This window comes from Pseudonocardia sp. DSM 110487, from assembly GCF_019468565.1.
In the GTDB taxonomy this organism is placed as follows: Bacteria; Actinomycetota; Actinomycetes; order Mycobacteriales; family Pseudonocardiaceae; genus Pseudonocardia.
In genome coordinates this window covers 3796252-3813070 of the sequence record NZ_CP080521.1, presented here as the reverse complement: position 1 = coordinate 3813070, position 16819 = coordinate 3796252, and the positions used below count along the sequence as shown (strand labels likewise).

Annotated in this window: 17 protein-coding genes; 6 read left to right on the top strand and 11 right to left on the bottom strand. The window is 70.7% G+C overall.

Annotated features, from left to right (window positions below):
- Positions 1-3: 3 nt before the first annotated feature.
- Positions 4-285 carry a hypothetical protein gene (locus K1T35_RS17760; RefSeq protein ID WP_220261240.1) on the bottom strand — a complete coding sequence of 94 codons (282 nt, stop codon included), beginning with the start codon at positions 283-285 and terminating at the stop codon, positions 4-6.
- Between the two features lie 212 nt (positions 286-497).
- Between K1T35_RS17760 and K1T35_RS17755 the strand changes: the two genes are divergently transcribed.
- Entirely contained in the window at positions 498-761 is a 264-nt protein-coding gene (locus K1T35_RS17755; RefSeq protein WP_220261239.1) for a hypothetical protein, read from the top strand.
- Between the two features lie 206 nt (positions 762-967).
- Here K1T35_RS17755 and K1T35_RS17750 read toward each other — a convergent pair whose 3' ends face one another.
- Positions 968-1174: a hypothetical protein gene (locus K1T35_RS17750; RefSeq protein WP_220261238.1), complete on the bottom strand. Its 207-nt coding sequence runs from the start codon at positions 1172-1174 to the stop codon at positions 968-970.
- Positions 1175-1745: 571 nt separating this feature from the next.
- Between K1T35_RS17750 and K1T35_RS17745 the strand changes: the two genes are divergently transcribed.
- On the top strand, positions 1746-4439 hold the full coding sequence (locus K1T35_RS17745) for a LuxR C-terminal-related transcriptional regulator (RefSeq protein ID WP_220261237.1): 2694 nt from the start codon (positions 1746-1748) through the stop codon (positions 4437-4439).
- Here the strand turns inward: K1T35_RS17745 and K1T35_RS17740 are convergent.
- Complete coding sequence (locus K1T35_RS17740; protein WP_220261236.1) at positions 4379-5821, bottom strand: DUF2252 domain-containing protein; 1443 nt, start codon at positions 5819-5821, stop codon at positions 4379-4381. The genes K1T35_RS17745 and K1T35_RS17740 overlap by 61 nt on opposite strands.
- A 49-nt stretch (positions 5822-5870) precedes the next feature.
- Entirely contained in the window at positions 5871-6395 is a 525-nt protein-coding gene (locus tag K1T35_RS17735) for an NUDIX domain-containing protein (RefSeq protein WP_220261235.1), read from the bottom strand.
- Positions 6396-6676: 281 nt separating this feature from the next.
- On the opposite strand from K1T35_RS17735, the gene K1T35_RS17730 reads away from it, so the two are divergent.
- From K1T35_RS17730 to K1T35_RS17720, 3 genes are all read left to right on the top strand, one after another.
- The gene (locus K1T35_RS17730; RefSeq protein ID WP_220261234.1) at positions 6677-7126 is read left to right on the top strand and encodes a hypothetical protein; all 450 of its coding nucleotides are present in this window, start codon (positions 6677-6679) and stop codon (positions 7124-7126) included.
- A 147-nt stretch (positions 7127-7273) separates the two neighbouring features.
- Positions 7274-7717 carry an SHOCT domain-containing protein gene (locus K1T35_RS17725; RefSeq protein ID WP_220261233.1) on the top strand — a complete coding sequence of 148 codons (444 nt, stop codon included), beginning with the start codon at positions 7274-7276 and terminating at the stop codon, positions 7715-7717.
- 161 nt (positions 7718-7878) lie between these two features.
- Positions 7879-8283, top strand: coding sequence for a hypothetical protein (locus tag K1T35_RS17720; protein WP_220261232.1), 405 nt, complete (start codon positions 7879-7881; stop codon positions 8281-8283).
- Positions 8284-8328: 45 nt separating this feature from the next.
- On the opposite strand, the gene K1T35_RS17715 is transcribed toward K1T35_RS17720, so the two are convergent.
- Both K1T35_RS17715 and K1T35_RS17710 read right to left on the bottom strand, forming a co-directional pair.
- Positions 8329-8535: a hypothetical protein gene (locus K1T35_RS17715; protein WP_220261231.1), complete on the bottom strand. Its 207-nt coding sequence runs from the start codon at positions 8533-8535 to the stop codon at positions 8329-8331.
- A 143-nt stretch (positions 8536-8678) separates the two neighbouring features.
- Complete coding sequence (locus K1T35_RS17710) at positions 8679-11036, bottom strand: arylsulfatase (RefSeq protein WP_220261230.1); 2358 nt, start codon at positions 11034-11036, stop codon at positions 8679-8681.
- A gap of 210 nt (positions 11037-11246) precedes the next feature.
- Between K1T35_RS17710 and K1T35_RS17705 the strand changes: the two genes are divergently transcribed.
- The gene (locus tag K1T35_RS17705; RefSeq protein WP_220261229.1) at positions 11247-12965 is read left to right on the top strand and encodes a SulP family inorganic anion transporter; all 1719 of its coding nucleotides are present in this window, start codon (positions 11247-11249) and stop codon (positions 12963-12965) included.
- Positions 12966-12972: 7 nt separating this feature from the next.
- Here K1T35_RS17705 and K1T35_RS17700 read toward each other — a convergent pair whose 3' ends face one another.
- The 5 genes from K1T35_RS17700 to K1T35_RS17680 all read right to left on the bottom strand — a co-directional run bounded on the left by K1T35_RS17700 (position 12973) and on the right by K1T35_RS17680 (position 16800).
- Positions 12973-13866: an HAD family phosphatase gene (locus K1T35_RS17700; RefSeq protein ID WP_220261228.1), complete on the bottom strand. Its 894-nt coding sequence runs from the start codon at positions 13864-13866 to the stop codon at positions 12973-12975.
- A gap of 6 nt (positions 13867-13872) precedes the next feature.
- Entirely contained in the window at positions 13873-15207 is a 1335-nt protein-coding gene (locus K1T35_RS17695) for a hypothetical protein (protein ID WP_220261227.1), read from the bottom strand.
- Positions 15208-15333: 126 nt separating this feature from the next.
- Positions 15334-16005: a GAP family protein gene (locus K1T35_RS17690; RefSeq protein ID WP_220261226.1), complete on the bottom strand. Its 672-nt coding sequence runs from the start codon at positions 16003-16005 to the stop codon at positions 15334-15336.
- A gap of 16 nt (positions 16006-16021) precedes the next feature.
- Entirely contained in the window at positions 16022-16297 is a 276-nt protein-coding gene (locus K1T35_RS17685; protein ID WP_220261225.1) for an SHOCT domain-containing protein, read from the bottom strand.
- A 47-nt stretch (positions 16298-16344) separates the two neighbouring features.
- Positions 16345-16800, bottom strand: coding sequence for a DUF6325 family protein (locus K1T35_RS17680; RefSeq protein ID WP_255622079.1), 456 nt, complete (start codon positions 16798-16800; stop codon positions 16345-16347).
- Between the last annotated feature and the right edge of the window lie 19 nt (positions 16801-16819).

The following is a 16819-nucleotide window of genomic DNA, read 5'->3' as shown; positions in this document are numbered from 1 at the left end:
CGCTCAGTCCACGAACCACACTTCGGCGAGGTCGACCGCGGCCAACCCCTGGTCGGCCGCGATCCGTTCGAGTGCAGACGCGAGCCTCATCGACAGATCGACGGCGACGTCGGCCACGCTGTCGGTTCCGGCCTCGGCGAGCACGGCAGCAGCGACGCTGCGCGCCGCGGATATTCCTTGCTCCTGGTCGTTGTCGTGGGACAGCACGGCTCGTACCAGCTCGTAGGCCCGCCTTCGGGTATAGAGGTCGACGGATTCGCCTCGGCCCGTCCTGTCCTCGTTCACGCGGTGCTCCTCCGCGGCCCGACCCTAGGCTTAGCTCCGACCGTGTGGCCGCAACTCCGCGGCTCCGGGACCTCTGGCCCAGGGTACCCACGAACGGAGTCCTCATCCGTCCAGAGGGGTGGAGAACAGCTCATCCACGCGGACTAGAGTCACCACGGCCACCCGGGAGAGGGCGGCATGGCGCCCTCGCCGTCGGCTCGAGGAGCACGAGCGTGAGTCACCCGCCCCCAGAAGCGCATTCCCAACGGAACGTGCTCGAGGCCATGCGCGCATTGCTGTCCGACGACCACAGCTACGAACGAGGACTGGCCGTCCTGCGGAATCTGGTGGACCAGATCGCCCGGGACGAGGGCCCGGCCGGACTCTGCGACTTCACTGTGGCGCTGTCACTCGGACTGGCGGAGGCGCTCGCGCGGATTGCTCACGAGCAGGGTCTCGCCACCGCGGACCTCGCGGAGGTCTGGTTCGCGGACTGACGGTGGACCGGCCCCGTCGGACGTGGCGCCGACGGCGGGCGTCTCGAGAGCGTGCAGCTCCGCTGCCTCCTGCGCTCGAGCAGGACCAGCGCCGCCGCCGAGCCGTTGGGAATCTCCGCCAGCACGTCCCATGCATCCGATGCCGGCTCCACCGCCTCATCCACTGCGGGTGACCGCCCAGCAGTCGGAATGGAAGCGAGTCACGGTCAGCCCGGCAAACGCTGCAGGGAGACCACCTCCAGCCCCATGGCGCTGCAGAGCGCGAGCAGATCACACAGGTCGGACTGCCCGCTCAGCTCCCCGAACATGATCGTCTGTGGAGGGACGGGACGGACGTCCATCGTGCAGAACGCGCCTTGGGCACGCTCCGAGAGGCGACCGTTCACCCGGACCTCGTACCGCGCGGTAGCCATCGTCGGCCTCGCCTCCTTTCGCCCGCGCCGGGCGCACCCAGCCTCGCCCGGCGAATCCCACCCGGCATCGCCCCGCCCGGATGAGTGCGGGCGCGGGAGTTCCGCTCGACCGTTCGAGGCCTCGATTCCCCATCGTCTCAAGTCGACAGCCAGTACCCGTCGGGAGCGAATTGATGTTCGTGTCGCCGGCCGCACGAAGTCGGCGTTGAATTATCGGATCTCGATGCTGGACCGCACCCGCGGCCAGCATGGGTCGAGAAATCGACGGACGGACGGACGGACCTTCCAGGCCCGCCACGTATTCCCCACCGGACGAGCCCGGCCAGGCTACGTTCAGCCCCCATTCGAGGCGGATCATGCCTGTTCGGCGCCCTGGACACTGCCGCTCGATGACCCTATCGTGATTGCTCTTCGGCCGGAGGCCCTGGACCCGGACCCCGCCCATAGGCTGACCGGACTCCACATATAGACCAAATGCCTTTGCCGACCTCCCGGGTGGACCAATCCGGTCGCCGCAGGAGGCGAACGCACGAGCATTTGGTGGCCGACGAACGGAGGGGGATTGATCGCCGTGGCACCCGTTCCGCACGCCAAGATCACGATTCCGCCGCTTCCTCCGGGGTTCGTTGTGCGGACGGCTCTCCGTGCGGCCCTCGATGCGGGCGCGACCACTGACGTGACGCTCGTCTGCGCCCCCGCCGGTTACGGCAAGACTCTGCTGCTGGCGGACTGGTCGCGCGCGAGCACGGCGGCGGACACCGCGTGGGTGAGCCTCGGCCGCGACGACAACGACCCGAGGAGGTTGTGGGCGTCGATCGTGGCAGCTCTCGCCGCAGGCCCATCGGTCCCCGGTTCCAGTCGACTGCACGACCGGTGGGCCTGGCGGGTGGATGCGCAGCCGGAGTTCCTCGCGGAGCTCGTCGACGCCGTCGAGGCAGTGCCCCGACCGATCCGGTTGATCCTCGACGACGTGCACGAGCTGGTCGATCCCGAGGCCCAGCACGGCGTCCAGATCTTGACCCGGAGCCACCCGGCCGGCATGCAGCTCGTCCTCTCCAGCCGACTCGATCCCCCGCTGTCCCTTCCGCGGCTGCGCCTTGCGGGCCGGCTCCGCGAGCTGCGCGCCGCGCAGCTGCGCTTCTCACTGCCCGAGACGGCAGCGCTGCTCGAGAAGTCGGGGCTGTGCCTCGTGCCCGCGCAGGTCGCCCTCCTGCACCAGCGCACCGGGGGGTGGGCGGCCGGGCTGCGCCTGGCCGCGTTCGGTGTGGCCACGTCCACGGATCGGGACGGGTTCCTGACCCAGTTCTCCGGCGACGAACGCTCCGTCGCCGACTATCTCGTCGGTGAGGTCCTCTCCGACCTGCCCGAGGACGTGCAGGAGTTCCTGCGGGTGATCAGCATCAGCGAACTGGTTCCGACCGGGCTCGCCGCTGAGCTGTCAGGGCGGGAGGACGCCGGCAGCGTGCTCGATGGGCTCGAGCACCGGACCTCCCTGCTGTCGCCCATCGGTCGGCAGCGCGATGCCTACACCGTCCAGGAGCTCCTGCGCACACACCTGCTCGCCGATCTCCGGCGACAAGGGCTGAAGCGGGCAGCCGAGCTGCACGGCGTTGCCGCCCGCTGGTGGGCGGGGCGGCCCGAACCGGTCCAAGCCCTTGACCACGCAGCGCAGAGCCACGACTCCGAGCTGTTGGCAGACCTGCTGCACCGATTCGCCGTTCCGCTGATCCTGGCCGGGGACCACGAGCCGCTGCGGCGCGCCCTCGCGAGCGCCGGCGGGCAGGCCGTCGCCACGGATCCCTGGCTGGCTCTGACCTCGGCGGTTGCCCACCTCGAGGCCGGGGAGCTCCCTGCAGCTCGCGGGGATCTGCGCCGCGCCCGGCAGTCGTGGACGGCCGACGGCCCGGCTGAACTGGCCGTGTTGCGCGCGGTGGCCGAGCAGCTCACCGCCGGTGTCGTCGAACCGGCCGCGTCTTCGCCCTCCCCTGCCATCGGCGTCATCGACGAGCTGCCCGTCGAACCCGAGCTGGAGGCACTCGCCCGACTGAGCCGCGGCACGGCTCGACTCGAGAGGGACGACCGGGCCGGGGCACGCGAGGAGTTCGAAGCCGCGCTGCTCCTGAGCCGCAGCCACGGCTTCGACTACCTGACGATGCAGTGCCTCGCCCTCCTGGGCGCCGTTGCGGGCGCGACGGGCGACATCCAGACGATGCGGACGATGAGCATCGAGGCCGCTGCCGCCGCGGTCGAACACGGCTGGGAGTGCTCGGCGTGGTCCGGCGCCGCCACGGCGATGCTGGCCTATTCCGCGCTCCTGCGAACGGAGATCGCGGAGGCCGAGCGCCTCGCGACCGAGGGCCTCGCGGTGGGTGCGGCAACGTCGCCTCCCCAGCTGAGGTTCGCCCTGCAGGCCGTTCATGGTGCTGCGTCCTTCGACCGCGGAGACAGGGCCGGTGGGCTGGCCGAGCTGCAGCAGGCGCGCTCGGAGTTCGGCGACCTCCCGGCGGGTCCGGAGCAGGTTGCCGCGCTCGCGATGCTGGAGTTCCACGCGGCGCTGCTGCTCGGGCACTCCGCGGCGGCGCGGACAGTACTCGGTTGGTTGGCCAACCGCACCGGCGAGAATGGCGAGCTGCTGATGATGCGTGCGTGGGCCGATGCGGCGAGCAGCCGCGGCGAGCACGCGCGGTCGCTGCTCCGGCCGGTGCTGGAGGGAGCCACGACTGCGCTGCTCCCCCAGAGCCTGGTGGAAGCGTGGCTGCTGGAGACATCGCTCGCCGTCACCGCCGGAGAACGACCGGCCGCCCGCCGGGCCCTGCAGAGCGCCCTGGCCCTCGCCGAGCCGCTCGACGCCCTCCGGCCGTTCACGCACGCCGGGCCAGGCATCCGCGAGCTCCTCGTGCACCAGCACGGTAGCTTCGGTGCCTCGGACGCGTTCGCGGAGCGTGCGCTCGCCGCAGGCGTAGGTCATGGGACACGACAGGTCCTGCTGAGCGAGCGGGAGCTCACGGTGCTCGGGCTGCTCCCGTCCCTCCTGTCACTGGATGAGATCGCCGCCGACCTCACCGTCTCGGTGAACACCGTGAAGAGCCACGTGAGGTCGATCTACACCAAGCTCGGTGTGAGCAGCAGGCGACTGGCCGTGCTGTCCGCCCACGAACACGGGCTGCTCAGGAGCGTGCGGCGGGACGACGTGTCCGCACGCAGCTACAGGCCGGATTCGGCGCTGATCCGCCCGGACGCGATGGCGTCCACCAGCGACCGGTGATCGCGCTCGTTCCGGTCGGCGTAGACGGCGGCGAAATCCCGGATGGCCTGATCGAATGCCGGACCGGAGCCGAGGTAGGCAGCGATCGCGACGCGATCCCCGGTGCGGGCGTGCGCACGGGCGAGGGTCCAGCCGCACAGCTCGCCGTACGCCCGCATGCCCGTCGGGACCATCTCGCCGATCTCGGCCGAGCCCTTCCAGTCCCGCAGCTGCCGCAGGTAGAAGTCCCTGGTCTGTCCGTCGAACCCCTGTACGCGGACCCAGCCGAGGAAGATGTCACTCACCGCCTGCATGAGCCGCTGCCCGACGACGACCCGCTGGCCCGCGTTGTCGTACTCGCTACGTCCGGCGAACCCCTCCAACACCGACGGGCCCGCCTCCTTGGCCTGCAGGAACAGCGGGTCAAGCTCGTCGTCGCCGACGAGGAACGCCATCCAGGAACGGGTGCCCACGCTGCCGACGCCGACGACCTTGCGGGCGAAGTCCACGAGCTGATACTGGTCCAGCAGCGCCCGCCGCTCCGGTTCCAGCGTCGTCCGGTAGGAGTCGAGCACGCCGCGCAGCTGTCGCTCCGCCTCGGCCGGGTCCAGCGCCACGCCCGAGAGGTCGCGTAGGGGCACGATCAGCGGCGGGTCACCGATGATCCGCGGCCGTCCGCCGTCGACGCCGACGAAGCGGTCGAGCGCCCCCAGGTTGTCCTTGGTCCTCGCCTTGGCGAGGCCGCGCGCGAGCACGCGGCGGCGCTGCGCGCTGAGGTCCCGAGCGAATCTTTTCTGAATGGCGGACTCGTCGATGTGGGCATACCAGACCTCGAGCGAGGTGCGCCCGGCGAAGTCCCGCATCGCGCTGCGGTACGCCGACACCGCCGCAAGGACGATCGCCCTGCGTTCCTTGGTGGCGAACCCGTTGTCCCGCCCGGCGATCTCCAGACTGGCGGCGAGCCGCTTGACGTCCCACTCCCACGGCCCGGGCAGGGTCTCGTCGAAGTCGTTGATGTCGAAGACGAGCTTCCGCTCGGGCGAGGCGAACAGCCCGAAGTTGGCCAGGTGGGCGTCGCCGCAGGCCTGGACGGTGAGCCCGGTCCGCGGGGTGCCCTCGAGATCGTTCGCCATGGGCAGGGCGGCGCCCCGGAAGTAGGTGAAGGCGGAGACGGCCATCCGCCCGTACCGGATGGGCAGGAGCTCAGGCACGCGAGCGGCACCTTGGCCCTCCAGCAACGTCACCGGGTCGGGCCGTTGGGCCCCTGGTGTGAACTCCGCGTGGCTGGACCTCGGCACCTCCGCCCGGGCCGCCCTCCCCAGCGCCACCCGCTGTTCCCGGGTCGGGCGGGGCCCCTCGTCGGCCCGCCGGGACCGGCCGCGTCGCGGTGTCACCTGGGTCATCGCTGGTTCCTCCTCGGCACCGCGGACTGCGTGCTCATCGGCGACGAGCTCATTCGAGGTGTGGCTCGCTCGCCCCGGCGAGCGCGTGGTGGATCCACCGGCGGGCCCCGGGCTCGAGCGTCAGCGCCTCGACGGCGGCGGGGGCGAACCAAGCGGCGTCGATGGTCTCGTGCCCGTCGGGGTGGGGACGTCCCCACACGGCCCAGCCGTGGAAGCACAACACGAACTGCTGGCGGATCTCGTCGCCCATCGCCGCCTCGACAACGTGTGCCGGGTCGGTGAACAACCCGACCAGCCCGGTGATCCGCACCCGCAGGCCCGCCTCCTCAGCCGTCTCGCGCACCGCCGCCTCGACGGCGCTCTCCCCGACATCGACGCGGCCCCCGGGCAGCTCCCACGCACCGCTGTCGCGGCGTCTCACCAGCAGCAGATGGCCCTGCTCCTCGCGAACCGCAACGAATACCGACGGCGTCACGACGGTGGCCGCCGGGGCCTCGGGGTCACGGAAATGCACCCTCCGGACGGCCCTGAGGCCGGTCCGCCCGCTCCCAGCCGCCACGTCCGTCCGCGTCATCGCTACCTCCCGTCTCCCGGTGCCCGGACCGCCGGTCGCGGTCGCCAGCGACGGTTCCGTAGGGGCGGGACAGATGGCATCGCCCACGGGGGGTGAGAGTCACTCCGGACGTGAGTTCGGGACGGGGAGCAGCACGGTGCGGCCGATCTCGACGTCCGACAGCCATCACCCCAGGCAGGTGAGGTCTCGTCGCGAACCCGGGGCCACGATCGATCCAGTCGTCGACGGTCGCGGCGAGCTGGCACGTGCCGACGCGGGTTCGGCCTTACGAGGGAGACGTCATGACAGAGATTTCCCGTACGAGCGGCAACTCGCACGAGGACTACTACTCACCAGACACGGAGGTCACCGGCTGGGCGGGCTGGGTTGCCTTCGCCGGGATCATGCTGATCATGCTCGGCTTCTTCCAGGCGATCGAGGGGCTCGTCGCGCTGTTCAACGACGGGTTCTACCTGGTTCGCCCCAATGGGCTCGTGGTGAACGTCGACTACAACACCTGGGGCTGGACGCATCTCATCCTCGGCGCCGCCGCGGTCGCCGTCGGGTTCGGGCTCATGGTCGGCAACACCTTCGCCCGCGTGGCCGGTATCGCGATCGCGATGGTCAGCGCAATCCTGAACCTCGTCTTCATCTCCGCGTACCCGGTGTGGTCGACCATCGTCATCGCGATCGACGTCATCGTGATCTACGCCATCGTGGTGCACGGGCGCGAGCTGAAGAGCACGAACTGAAGACCACGAACGACTGACCGGCGCTGGACCAGCTCGCTCATCTGCGGCGGGTGATGCCTGTCAGATGCCTGGGGCCGACCGTTGACCGATCGGCGGTGGCCCCCGCGCCTGTAGCGGTGGCCCCAGGCACGGATCGAGGAGATCGAGATGCCTTTGTGGGACGTGATCGTATCCATCTTCTGGTTCATGATTCTCTTCACGTGGATATGGCTGCTGATCTCGATTTTCGGCGACATCTTCCGGGACCACGAGCTGTCCGGCTGGGGCAAGGCGCTCTGGATCCTGTTCTTGGTCGTTGTGCCTTGGCTGGGTGCCCTCGTCTACCTGATCGCTCGCGGCCGCTCGATGAACGAGCGCGCTCGGGCTCAGGCCCAGCGCAACGAGCAGGCGTTCGGGCAGTACGTCCGGGAGACCGCCGGGGCCGGCACGACGAGCACGGCCGACGAACTCACCAAGCTCGCCGGCCTGCGAGACCGGGGCACGATCTCGGCCGAGGAGTTCGAGCAGGCCAAGGCCAAGGTACTGAGCCACGGCCCGGTGCAGGCTGCTCAGGCGCGCCGCGACCAGCAAGCGGCCGCCTCCACCACGTGATGGAACCACCGCGACACCGGCGTGCCGCCGATGAGCGGCGCGCCGGTGCGAGCGAGGCCGGAGGAGCAGTACGGCGATCGGTCGGTCGGCTCCGCTCCAGGTGGACCGACGAGCGGGAGCTGGCCGATGCCGTCAACGGCACCGTGGTGGGGTCTGCGGTGATGGTGGCTGCAAGCCTGCACGGCTCTTTCGGCCAGGTCGTGATCGCCGTCGTCGCCACGCTGTTCGTCTACTGGCTGACCGAGCGCTACGCCGAGGTACTCGGCTCCGGAGTGCACGGGCCTGCACCCGACCGGAGCCGCGTCGTCGCTGCACTGCGGCGCGGTTGGCCGATGCTGCAGTCCTCCTACGCTCCGGTGATCGTGCTGCTCGCGGCGTCGGCGCTCGGTGCGGAGCTGCGGAACGCGGTGCTGGCGGCACTGGGGCTGTCCACCGCGTTGCTCGCCGGCCTCGGCTACGAGGCCGCGCGCCGCTCCGGCGCCCCGGTCGCTGCCGCTCTGGGCTGGGCGGCCGGGACCGCCCTGCTCGGCGTTGCCATCATCGGGCTGAAGTACGCCCTGCACTGACGAGCCTGGAAAGACCGCACCCTCACCACGACATCGGTACCGCCGCTACTCGGGAATCGGATGCGCCGCAACCACGGTGATCCCGAGCGCCTGGAGCTGGACGATGATGCCGTGCAGGTGCGACTCGTCGAGCACCTCACCGTCGATGACCGTCTCCGGTGGAACCTCGGTGATCCGCATGTCGCCGAACGCGGCCATGGCCTCGTCCGTCAGCCGACCTTCCACCCGGAACTCGTAGTGCATCATCGCCATCGCCTCATCTCGGGTCGCGGGCCGGCGGCCGACATCGATCGTCGGCCACCCGGGCACCCTGCGCCCGCCTGCCGAACGGAACATCGCCCGGCCCGGGTGGAGTGGCCGAAGATCGCCCCGGCGCGCGGGTGAACGCCCTGCAGCTATTCGCGGGCGAGCATGGCAGCCGCTTCGCGTTCCAGGTCGATGTAGGGCTGCCCGCTGACATCCACGGCCACGCGGTGCAGGGTGCCACCGCTGAATGCCCACGGCGCGGTGCCTGGATAGTCGGCGGTGACGGGCTCGCCGGTGTCGCGGCCGACGTTGAGGCCCTCACCGGCGAGGGAGAACTTGCCGGGTTGGGTCTGGATCTTCCCTTCGCCGACGAGGCGGTCGCCGTAGTACAGGGAAAGGGTTCCCTGCGCGACGCCCTTGGGCTGCTCGCCGGACTTGTCGAAGCTGGCGGACAGGAGCTGGTTCTCACCGATGGGTAGATCCTCGGTGGCAACGATCTTCTGCTCGTTCTGTCCGACGAAGTTGTAGACGTAGCACAGCCGGTTGTCCTTGACGTACAGCGCGTGGCCGCCGAACCGGCTGCCATGGGAGAACAGCACGCCCCGCGCGCCCGGCTGCGGAATGTCCACATGCGCACCGATGGTGTAGGCCCGGTTGCGGAGGTTGACCGCGACCGACTCGGGAATCTCGGCGCCGCCGGGCCGGTAGACGTAGCGGGCGCGCGGGGCCACCTGCTGCGGGCGGGGCGAGAGGAAGATTTCCAGGGCGGACCGGTCGTCGAGCGGGAATGCGTGGTTGACGCCGGCCTCGTAGAACCACAGCCCGATCAGGTCGGCGAGCTTCTCCGGATGCTCGGCGGCGATGTCGTGCAGCTCGGAGCGGTCGGTCTCGGTGTTGTAGAGCTCCCATGTGTCCTGCGCGAAGTGGCCCCAGCCGCTGATCGCCGGGTGGGTGGTGACGGCCTTCCACCCGTCGTGCCACAGCGCGCGGGTGCCCAGCATCGAGTAGAACTGCGTGTTCCTGGCCGTGGGGATGGTGGCCGTGTCGAAGCTGTAGCGCATGCTCACGCCCTGGACCGGCACCTGGGTGAATCCCTTGACCGAGTCGGGTTGGGCGATCCCGAGGCAGTCCAGCACCGTCGGCACGAGGTCGATGGCGTGGTGGTACTGGTCTCGGAGCCCACCCCGGCCGCCCATGCCCGCGGGCCAGGAGATGATGCACGGGTCGCACGTGCCGCCGTTGAAGGAGTACCGCTTCCACATCTTGAACGGCGTGTTGAACGCCATCGCCCACCCGGTCGGGTAGTGGTTGTAGGTCTTCGGGCCACCCAGCTCGTCGAGCATGGCCATGTTGGAGGCCATGTCGTCGGGGATCCCGTTGAAGAACTTCATCTCGTTGACGGAGCCGTTCGGGCCGCCTTCCCCGCTGGCCCCGTTGTCCGAGACCAGCATGATGATCGTGTTGTCGAGCTGGCCGATCTCGGCCAGGTAGTCCAGCAGCCGCCCGATCTGCGCGTCGGCGTGGGAGAGGAACCCGGCGTACACCTCTGCCATCCGGGCGAACAGCCGCTGCTCGTCGGCGGAGAGGCCGGCCCATGGCTTCGTGTAGTCCAGCGCCGGGAACGGCAGATCGTCCGGACCGCTCCGGATGTCCGCCGTTCCGATCGGGTTGATCGGCGGCAGGTCCGTGCCCGCCGGGACGACGCCCAACTCCTTCTGCCTGGCCAGGATGGTCTCCCGGGCCCGCTCGTAGCCGACGTCGAACCGGCCGCGGTACCGCTGCACCCACTCCCCCGGAACGTGGTGCGGGGCGTGCGCACAACCGGGCGCGTAGTACAGGAACACCGGGCGGTCCGGAGCGATCGCCTTGACGTCGTCGATGAACTCGATCGCCTTGTCGGTGAGGTCGACGCTGAGGTGGTAGCCCTGCTCCGGCGTGGCGGGGGGATCCGTCGGGTGGTTGTCGTGGACCAGGTCGGGATACCACTGGCTGGTCTCGGCTCCGAGAAACCCGTAGAAGCGCTCGAAGCCGCGCCCGACCGGCCAGTTCCGCTTGGTCGAGGCCAGGTTCATCTCGTCCTCGGCGGTGAGATGCCATTTGCCGACCGCCGCCGTGCTGAACCCGCGTTCGATCAGCATCTCGGCCAGGGTCGCGCACTGCGGCGGGATGTGGCCGTTGCCGTTCGGGAAGCCGACCGCCCCCTCGGTGATGCAGGCCATCCCGTTCGTCGTGTGGTTGCGCCCGGTCAACAGACACGCGCGGGTCGGTGAGCACAGCGCCGTGGTGTGCCACTGGGTGTAGCGGAGCCCGTTGTCCGCGATCCGGTCGATGTTCGGGGTCTCGATCATTCCGCCGTAACAGCTCAACGCGCCGAACCCGACATCGTCGAGCACGATGAACACCACGTTCGGCGTGCCCGGCGGGGCTGTTGGCTGCTGGTACGGCCCCCAGTCCGGCACCGAGTCCCGAATGTCCAGGTTCACCACACCGCGAAATGGCTGGGTCATGACACCCTCCTTTCCGTCGACGGTCGCCCAGTGGTGGCTCCAGCCACATCACCCGGGACGGATGACGGACGCGCCGTGATGCCCTGGCCATTGCCCTAGCCACCGCCCTTCGGCGCGCTCCGGCCCGGGTCATCCGCCGAAGGTGGTGCTGCCCCGAGGCCGGTGGTCCACGGTCGGCAGCGTGGACGCGGGCACCAAGGCGGTAGGCGGATGAGCGCCGGCGCGCCGGACTCCCGCCCCCGGGCATGGCTGCACCGCGTCTTGCCCGGTGCGGCCGAGCTGATGCAGTACCGGCGGTCGTGGCTGCGCCCCGACCTCGTCGCCGGACTTGCGGTCTGGGCGGTACTCGTGCCGCAGGGGCTGGCCTACGGCGAGCTCGCCGGTCTGTCGCCCGTGACCGGCCTCTACACCGCGCTCGGTGCGCTGCTGCTCTACCCGCTCCTGGGAGGCAGCCGCTACGTCCACATCGGACCGGAGTCCGCGGTCGCGATCGTCACCGCTGCGTACATCGGCGGCCTCGTCGCGGACGCGCCCGAGCGGGCGGAATCACTCGCCGCGCTGCTCTCCCTCGTCGTGGCGGGGTTCCTGCTGCTGGGCGCACTGCTCCGGCTGTCCGTCGCGGCCCGGCTGCTGTCCACACCCGTGCTGGCCGGGTACCTGACGGGCTCGGCAGTCGTGATCGGCGCCAGCCAGCTCGGCAAGATCTTCGCCGTCTCGACGCCGGGCGTGCACTGGTGGCAGAAGCTTGCCGAGGTGGTGGCCGGTCTCCCGGCGATGAACCCGTGGGCGCTACTCATCGGCGTCGCGACCCTCGTCGTCGTGGTCGCGCTGCTCCGGTGGGCACCCCGGGTTCCGGGCATCCTCCTCGCGATCGCATCGGCCACCACGGTCGTGGCCATCGCCGGCTGGGAGGGCCGGGTGCCCGTGATCGGCGCGGTGCCCTCCGGTGTTCCCGTCCCCACGCTTCCTCGGATCACCCCCGCCGACGTCGTCGATCTGCTCGGGGCCGGCGCGAGCATCGCCGTGCTCGTGTTCGCCAGCAGCGTGCTCACCGCCGGTGCCCTTGCCCGGCGCGACCGCGAGCGGGTGTCGGGCCGGCGCGAGTTCCTCGGGCTCGCGGCGTCGTGCGCCGGATCGGGACTGCTCCAGGGCTTCCCGGCCAACGCGAGCGACTCCCGCAGCTTCGTGGTGGCCGACACGGGCGCCCGGTCGCAGATGGCGAACCTGGTTGCCGCCGGGCTCACGGCCCTGACGCTGGTGGTGCTGACGCCGGTGTTCCGGTTCCTGCCGCAGGCGGCGCTCGGCGCGGTCGTGCTCGCGGCGGCGGCCAGGATGATCGACGTCACCGGCCTTCGCCGGCTGTGGCGGGTGCGCCGCAGCGACTTCGTGCTCGCGGCGGTCACCGCCGCGGGCGTGCTGATCGTCGGGGTGCTGCCGGGCATCGGCGTCGGGGTCGCGGTGTCGCTGCTCGAGGTACTGCGGCGAGCGGTCATGCCACACACAGCTGTGCTCGGCCGGGTCGCCGGCCGCGCGATGTGGCGCAGCACCGACAACCACGACGGCACCCGGACCGTCCCCGGCCTGCTCGTCTACCGCTTCGACGCACCGCTCTTCTTCGCCAACGCCGACGTGCTGCGCGAGCAGGTCCTCCGGCTCGTCGACGAGTCCGACCCACCGGTCCGCGAGGTCGTGCTCGACGCCGAGGGCATCGTCGACATGGACATCACGGGAGCCGAGACGCTCGACGAGCTCCTCGACGCTCTCGACGATCGCGGAGTGCGCATGGTGCTCGCCCGCGTGCGCACCTCGCTCCGCACCACCATGCGCCGGCTCGGGTTGGACGAGCGGCTCGGACCGGACGCCTTCCACTTCCAGATCCGCGACGCCGCCGCCGACTTCGTGCGCCGGAACCGGACCATGACGAGCTGACCACAGCTCAGGTCGCCGCAGCCTCCACGGGTGCCGTCGGGAACACCGTCGCCCAGTCATCCCGCATGCTGACAACCGTCCATCCGTCCCGTGCGGCGGTGGCGAGTGCGCGCTCCGCCTTGGCGTCGTAGGCGTACTCGCGTTTGGCGTCGTCGTGGTGGACCAGGAGGGCGAACCGCGCGGAGCGGAGCATCTCGACGTCCCCGTCGGCATTGCCGGCCGCGAACAGCGGAGGCCGACCGATCTGGTGGAAGATGTGCACCGGCTTGCCGGGACCGTCGTCCACCCCGCCGAGCAGGGTCGGCAGCCGGTAGAGCAGGCCGTCGCGGTACTCGTAGTCGGGAGCCGTGCCGATGACGCGCTCGCGGAGGATGCCGTACACCGGTTCGGAGATCACGCGCATGAAGTCGCGGCCCCCACCCGAGGCGATGAACACCCGGAACTCGTGCCCGGCCAGCAGGTCCAGCAGCTCTCGCATCGGCTGGTAGCAGACCTGCTCGTAGGGCACCCCGAGGTCGGGGTGGCTGACCTCGGCGAAGAAGCGCCGCACGATCTCCTCGAACCGCTCGGGCGTCGTGCCGGTGAACGCCTCTGCCATGCCCTGCAGCAGCTCGGGGACGTGGTGCTCGTAGTCGCGCAACCATTCCCCGTCCCGTTCGATGGCGGCCCGGTAGGGCTCCACGTACCTCTTCGACGGATCGGCCGCAGCCGTGGCCGCCCACCGCCGCAGCACGAAGTCGAACTGCGGAGGGAGCGGCTGCTCGCACCACAGCGTGCCGTCGTTGTCGAACGTGGCGACGCGGTCCGCCGCCACCACCCGGCCCGGCCCGTCGTCGGTCACCGTCCGCAGGAACTCCAGCACGGCCTGCCTGGCAGGGCCGTCGTTCCAGCTCTGCAGCATCGTCGGTCAGCTCCCCGTTCCCGGAGCGGACGCCACCGGAGCCGGACGGCCCAGGAACTCGATCACTCCGAGCACGCCGAGCAACACCGCGGCGATGATGAGGATCGTGACCCCGGTGGGCTGGTCGAGGAAGACGAACACCAGCGCGGCGAGTGCGACCGCCCCGATCCGCAAGCCGCGCACATGGGCGTGGGCCCAGGTGCCGATCGCGCCGGTCGAGGACGGGCCGACCCGGATCCGGTTCAGCAGTCCGGCTGCCCACCGGCGGACGCCGACGGCCGTCGCCGCCGGGCCGGCCAGGAAGGCACACAGTGCCACGACCAAGGCCAGGACGAGCAGCGATCGCCCGGCGGTGCGCAGGGACCCCACGACGATGTCGAAACCCGACGCGGCAGCCGGCGCTCCGGCCGGCGGGACGGCACCGACCAGCAGTCCGCGCGCCACGAGCAGCCCGGCCGCGAGCACGACCAGCGCCAGCGCGACGCCCAGGCCGGCGGCGACCACCGCCCGCATCCGCACCCGCACGAGGTACACGCCCACCGCAAGCAGCAGCAGTGTGATCCACGGCAGCACGCTCGCGAGGGAGCCCAGCGCGCTGTAGGCCGTCTGCGCGCGCACCAGCTGGTCGGCCGGAGCGAGCGCGATCGTCGGGTGCACCTCGGGGACCATGTCGACGGCGGTCAGGCCCTCCGCGCTCAGTCGCTCCTTCGCCGCGTCGATGAACGGCGCGAGATCCAGGTACACGGTGTCGCCCTGCACCGCGATCGCCCGGCTGTCGCCCGAGAGCACTGTGACGGCCTGCTGGTGGGCCACCCGAACGGCCTGGTCCCACGCCGCCTCGAAGCGCGGGCTCGCCACCACCTCGCCCACCTTCTCCCGCACGAAGCTGGTGGTCGCCGCCGCAATCGTCGGGGTCAGGGCGTGCAGCCGCTGCACGAGCAGGGGTGGCAGGCCCTGAACCGCGAGCGCGTCGATCGCCTCGTTCGCCAGCGCCTGCACGTCGACGTGCTCGAAGACCGTGGTCGTGATCCGGTTCGTCAGGGCCTCCTGCACCGCGGGATCAGCGGCCAGCGGCCCGACGGTCTCGACGAACTGGTCGGTGTCGGAAACCTCCTGCTCGGTCCATACCGCGACGAGCGCCACCGGCGCCAGCGCGCAGCCCAGGACGAGCAGCACGACGGCGATCACCGACCGCCAGCGGATGCGCCGACGCGGGGGGCGCGGCCGGGTGCGCAGCGCCGAGTTCTCCTCCCGCAACCGCGCGAGCTCGGCGCGTTCGTCGGTTGTCAACGCGGCCCGGACCTCGTCGGGCGGGATCTCGCGGCCCTGCACCTGGGACATCTCCGGTACCTCCGCAGCATCGACGACGGCTGGACGCTCGTCCGTCGACGCCTTGTGTGCCTCGCCCGTCACGGATGACGTAGGCCAAGGGGCCCTGCCGAGCCGCACCTCGACCACGACGGGCCGTCAGGACGCGTCGCCGACCAGGCCGAGCACGCCGACCACGACCAGGTAGCCGCCCAGCACGCCGAAGAACCCGATCGTGATCACCCGCTGGTGCTCGCGGATCCATGAGATGACCCGCTCGAGGAACTCCCGGGACACGGTCGGCCGGTACACCGACAGCACCAGCGCCCAGATGGCAACGCTGAACCAGATGCCGTTGTAGACCACCACCTGCAGCACGCCGCTCGCGGTGCCGCCCGCGCCTGCGGCGATCGCGTTCAGCGCGGCCAGATAGACGAGCCCGGGCAGGTGCGTGAGCACACCGACGGCCGCGGCGCCGGAGGGCGACAGGTCCGTCAACCGGCGCCGTAGCCAGCCGTCCGGCTCGGCCGAGCCGCGAGGCCGGGATCGGGGCAGCCACCCGAGCCATGCGCTTGCGGCGCAGCCCAGCGCACAGGTTCCCAGCACGAGGTCGAGCAGCGGGCGGACCGCCGAGGACGCGCGCGTCGACTGCAGCCCGCCGAGGAGGACGACGACCAGCATCCCGACGGCGAGACTGAACCCGAGCCCCGCAACGAGGTAGGCCACCAGCAGGCGCTGCGGACGCGGCGTCGAGAACATCGCGAACACGGCCGCCGCGCTCGTCGGACGGATCACGGCGGTCAGGGCGAGAACGAGCGCCTCCGTGCTCATGTCGCCCAGACCGCTGTCACGCGTTCAGGATCCGGCTCTTCTGCTGCTGGAACTCGGCCTCGGTGAGCACACCCTGGCTCTTCAGTTCGCCCAGCTGCTTCAGCTGCGCCAGCGTGTCGTCCATGCCGCCGGCGGTCGCGGGTTGGGGCTCGACGGGTTCCTGCGCGTCGGCCTGCTGCTGGTCCTGCCGGGCCCACCGGCCCGCCTGCCGCCGCGACACCCGGTTGGACACCGCCGTGGCCGTGCCGGCGACGACCGCCGTGCGTGCTATTCCTCGAAGCAGACCGGGCATGCTCATCGTCCTCTCGAATGTCGGGACCGGTCGGTGGCGACGCCGTCTCAGGCGTCGACGGGCTTGACCCCTTCGACCACGTCGAGCGCGTCGAGCAGGGCGGCGACCGGGATGCGCCCGCTCGCCACCAGTTCGGCTCCGGCCCGGCGCAGCGCCGACACGAACGGGATCGCCCAGAGGTTCTCGTACAACACGATCGCGGCCGCGGTGCCCGGCTCGATCGCGGCGGCGGCCTCGTCCAGGTCGTCATCAGCGACGAGACCCGACGTCGCGCCCTCCAGAACCCGGAGGTCGAGCTCGCCATCGCCGTCGAGGTCGGTGACCTCCAGGCCGGTCACCGATCCATCGGCCTCCTTGCGGATGAACGCCAGGTCGAGAATGCGCACGGTACCCCGGTCGACCAGTTCGAGGATCCGTTGCAGCACCTCCCCCGGCACCCGCGCATCCGGGAACTCCACGACGAGGTAGTCGACCGGTCCCATCATGTCCAGTTTGTCGCTCATGTCGGCTCCTTCGTACGGC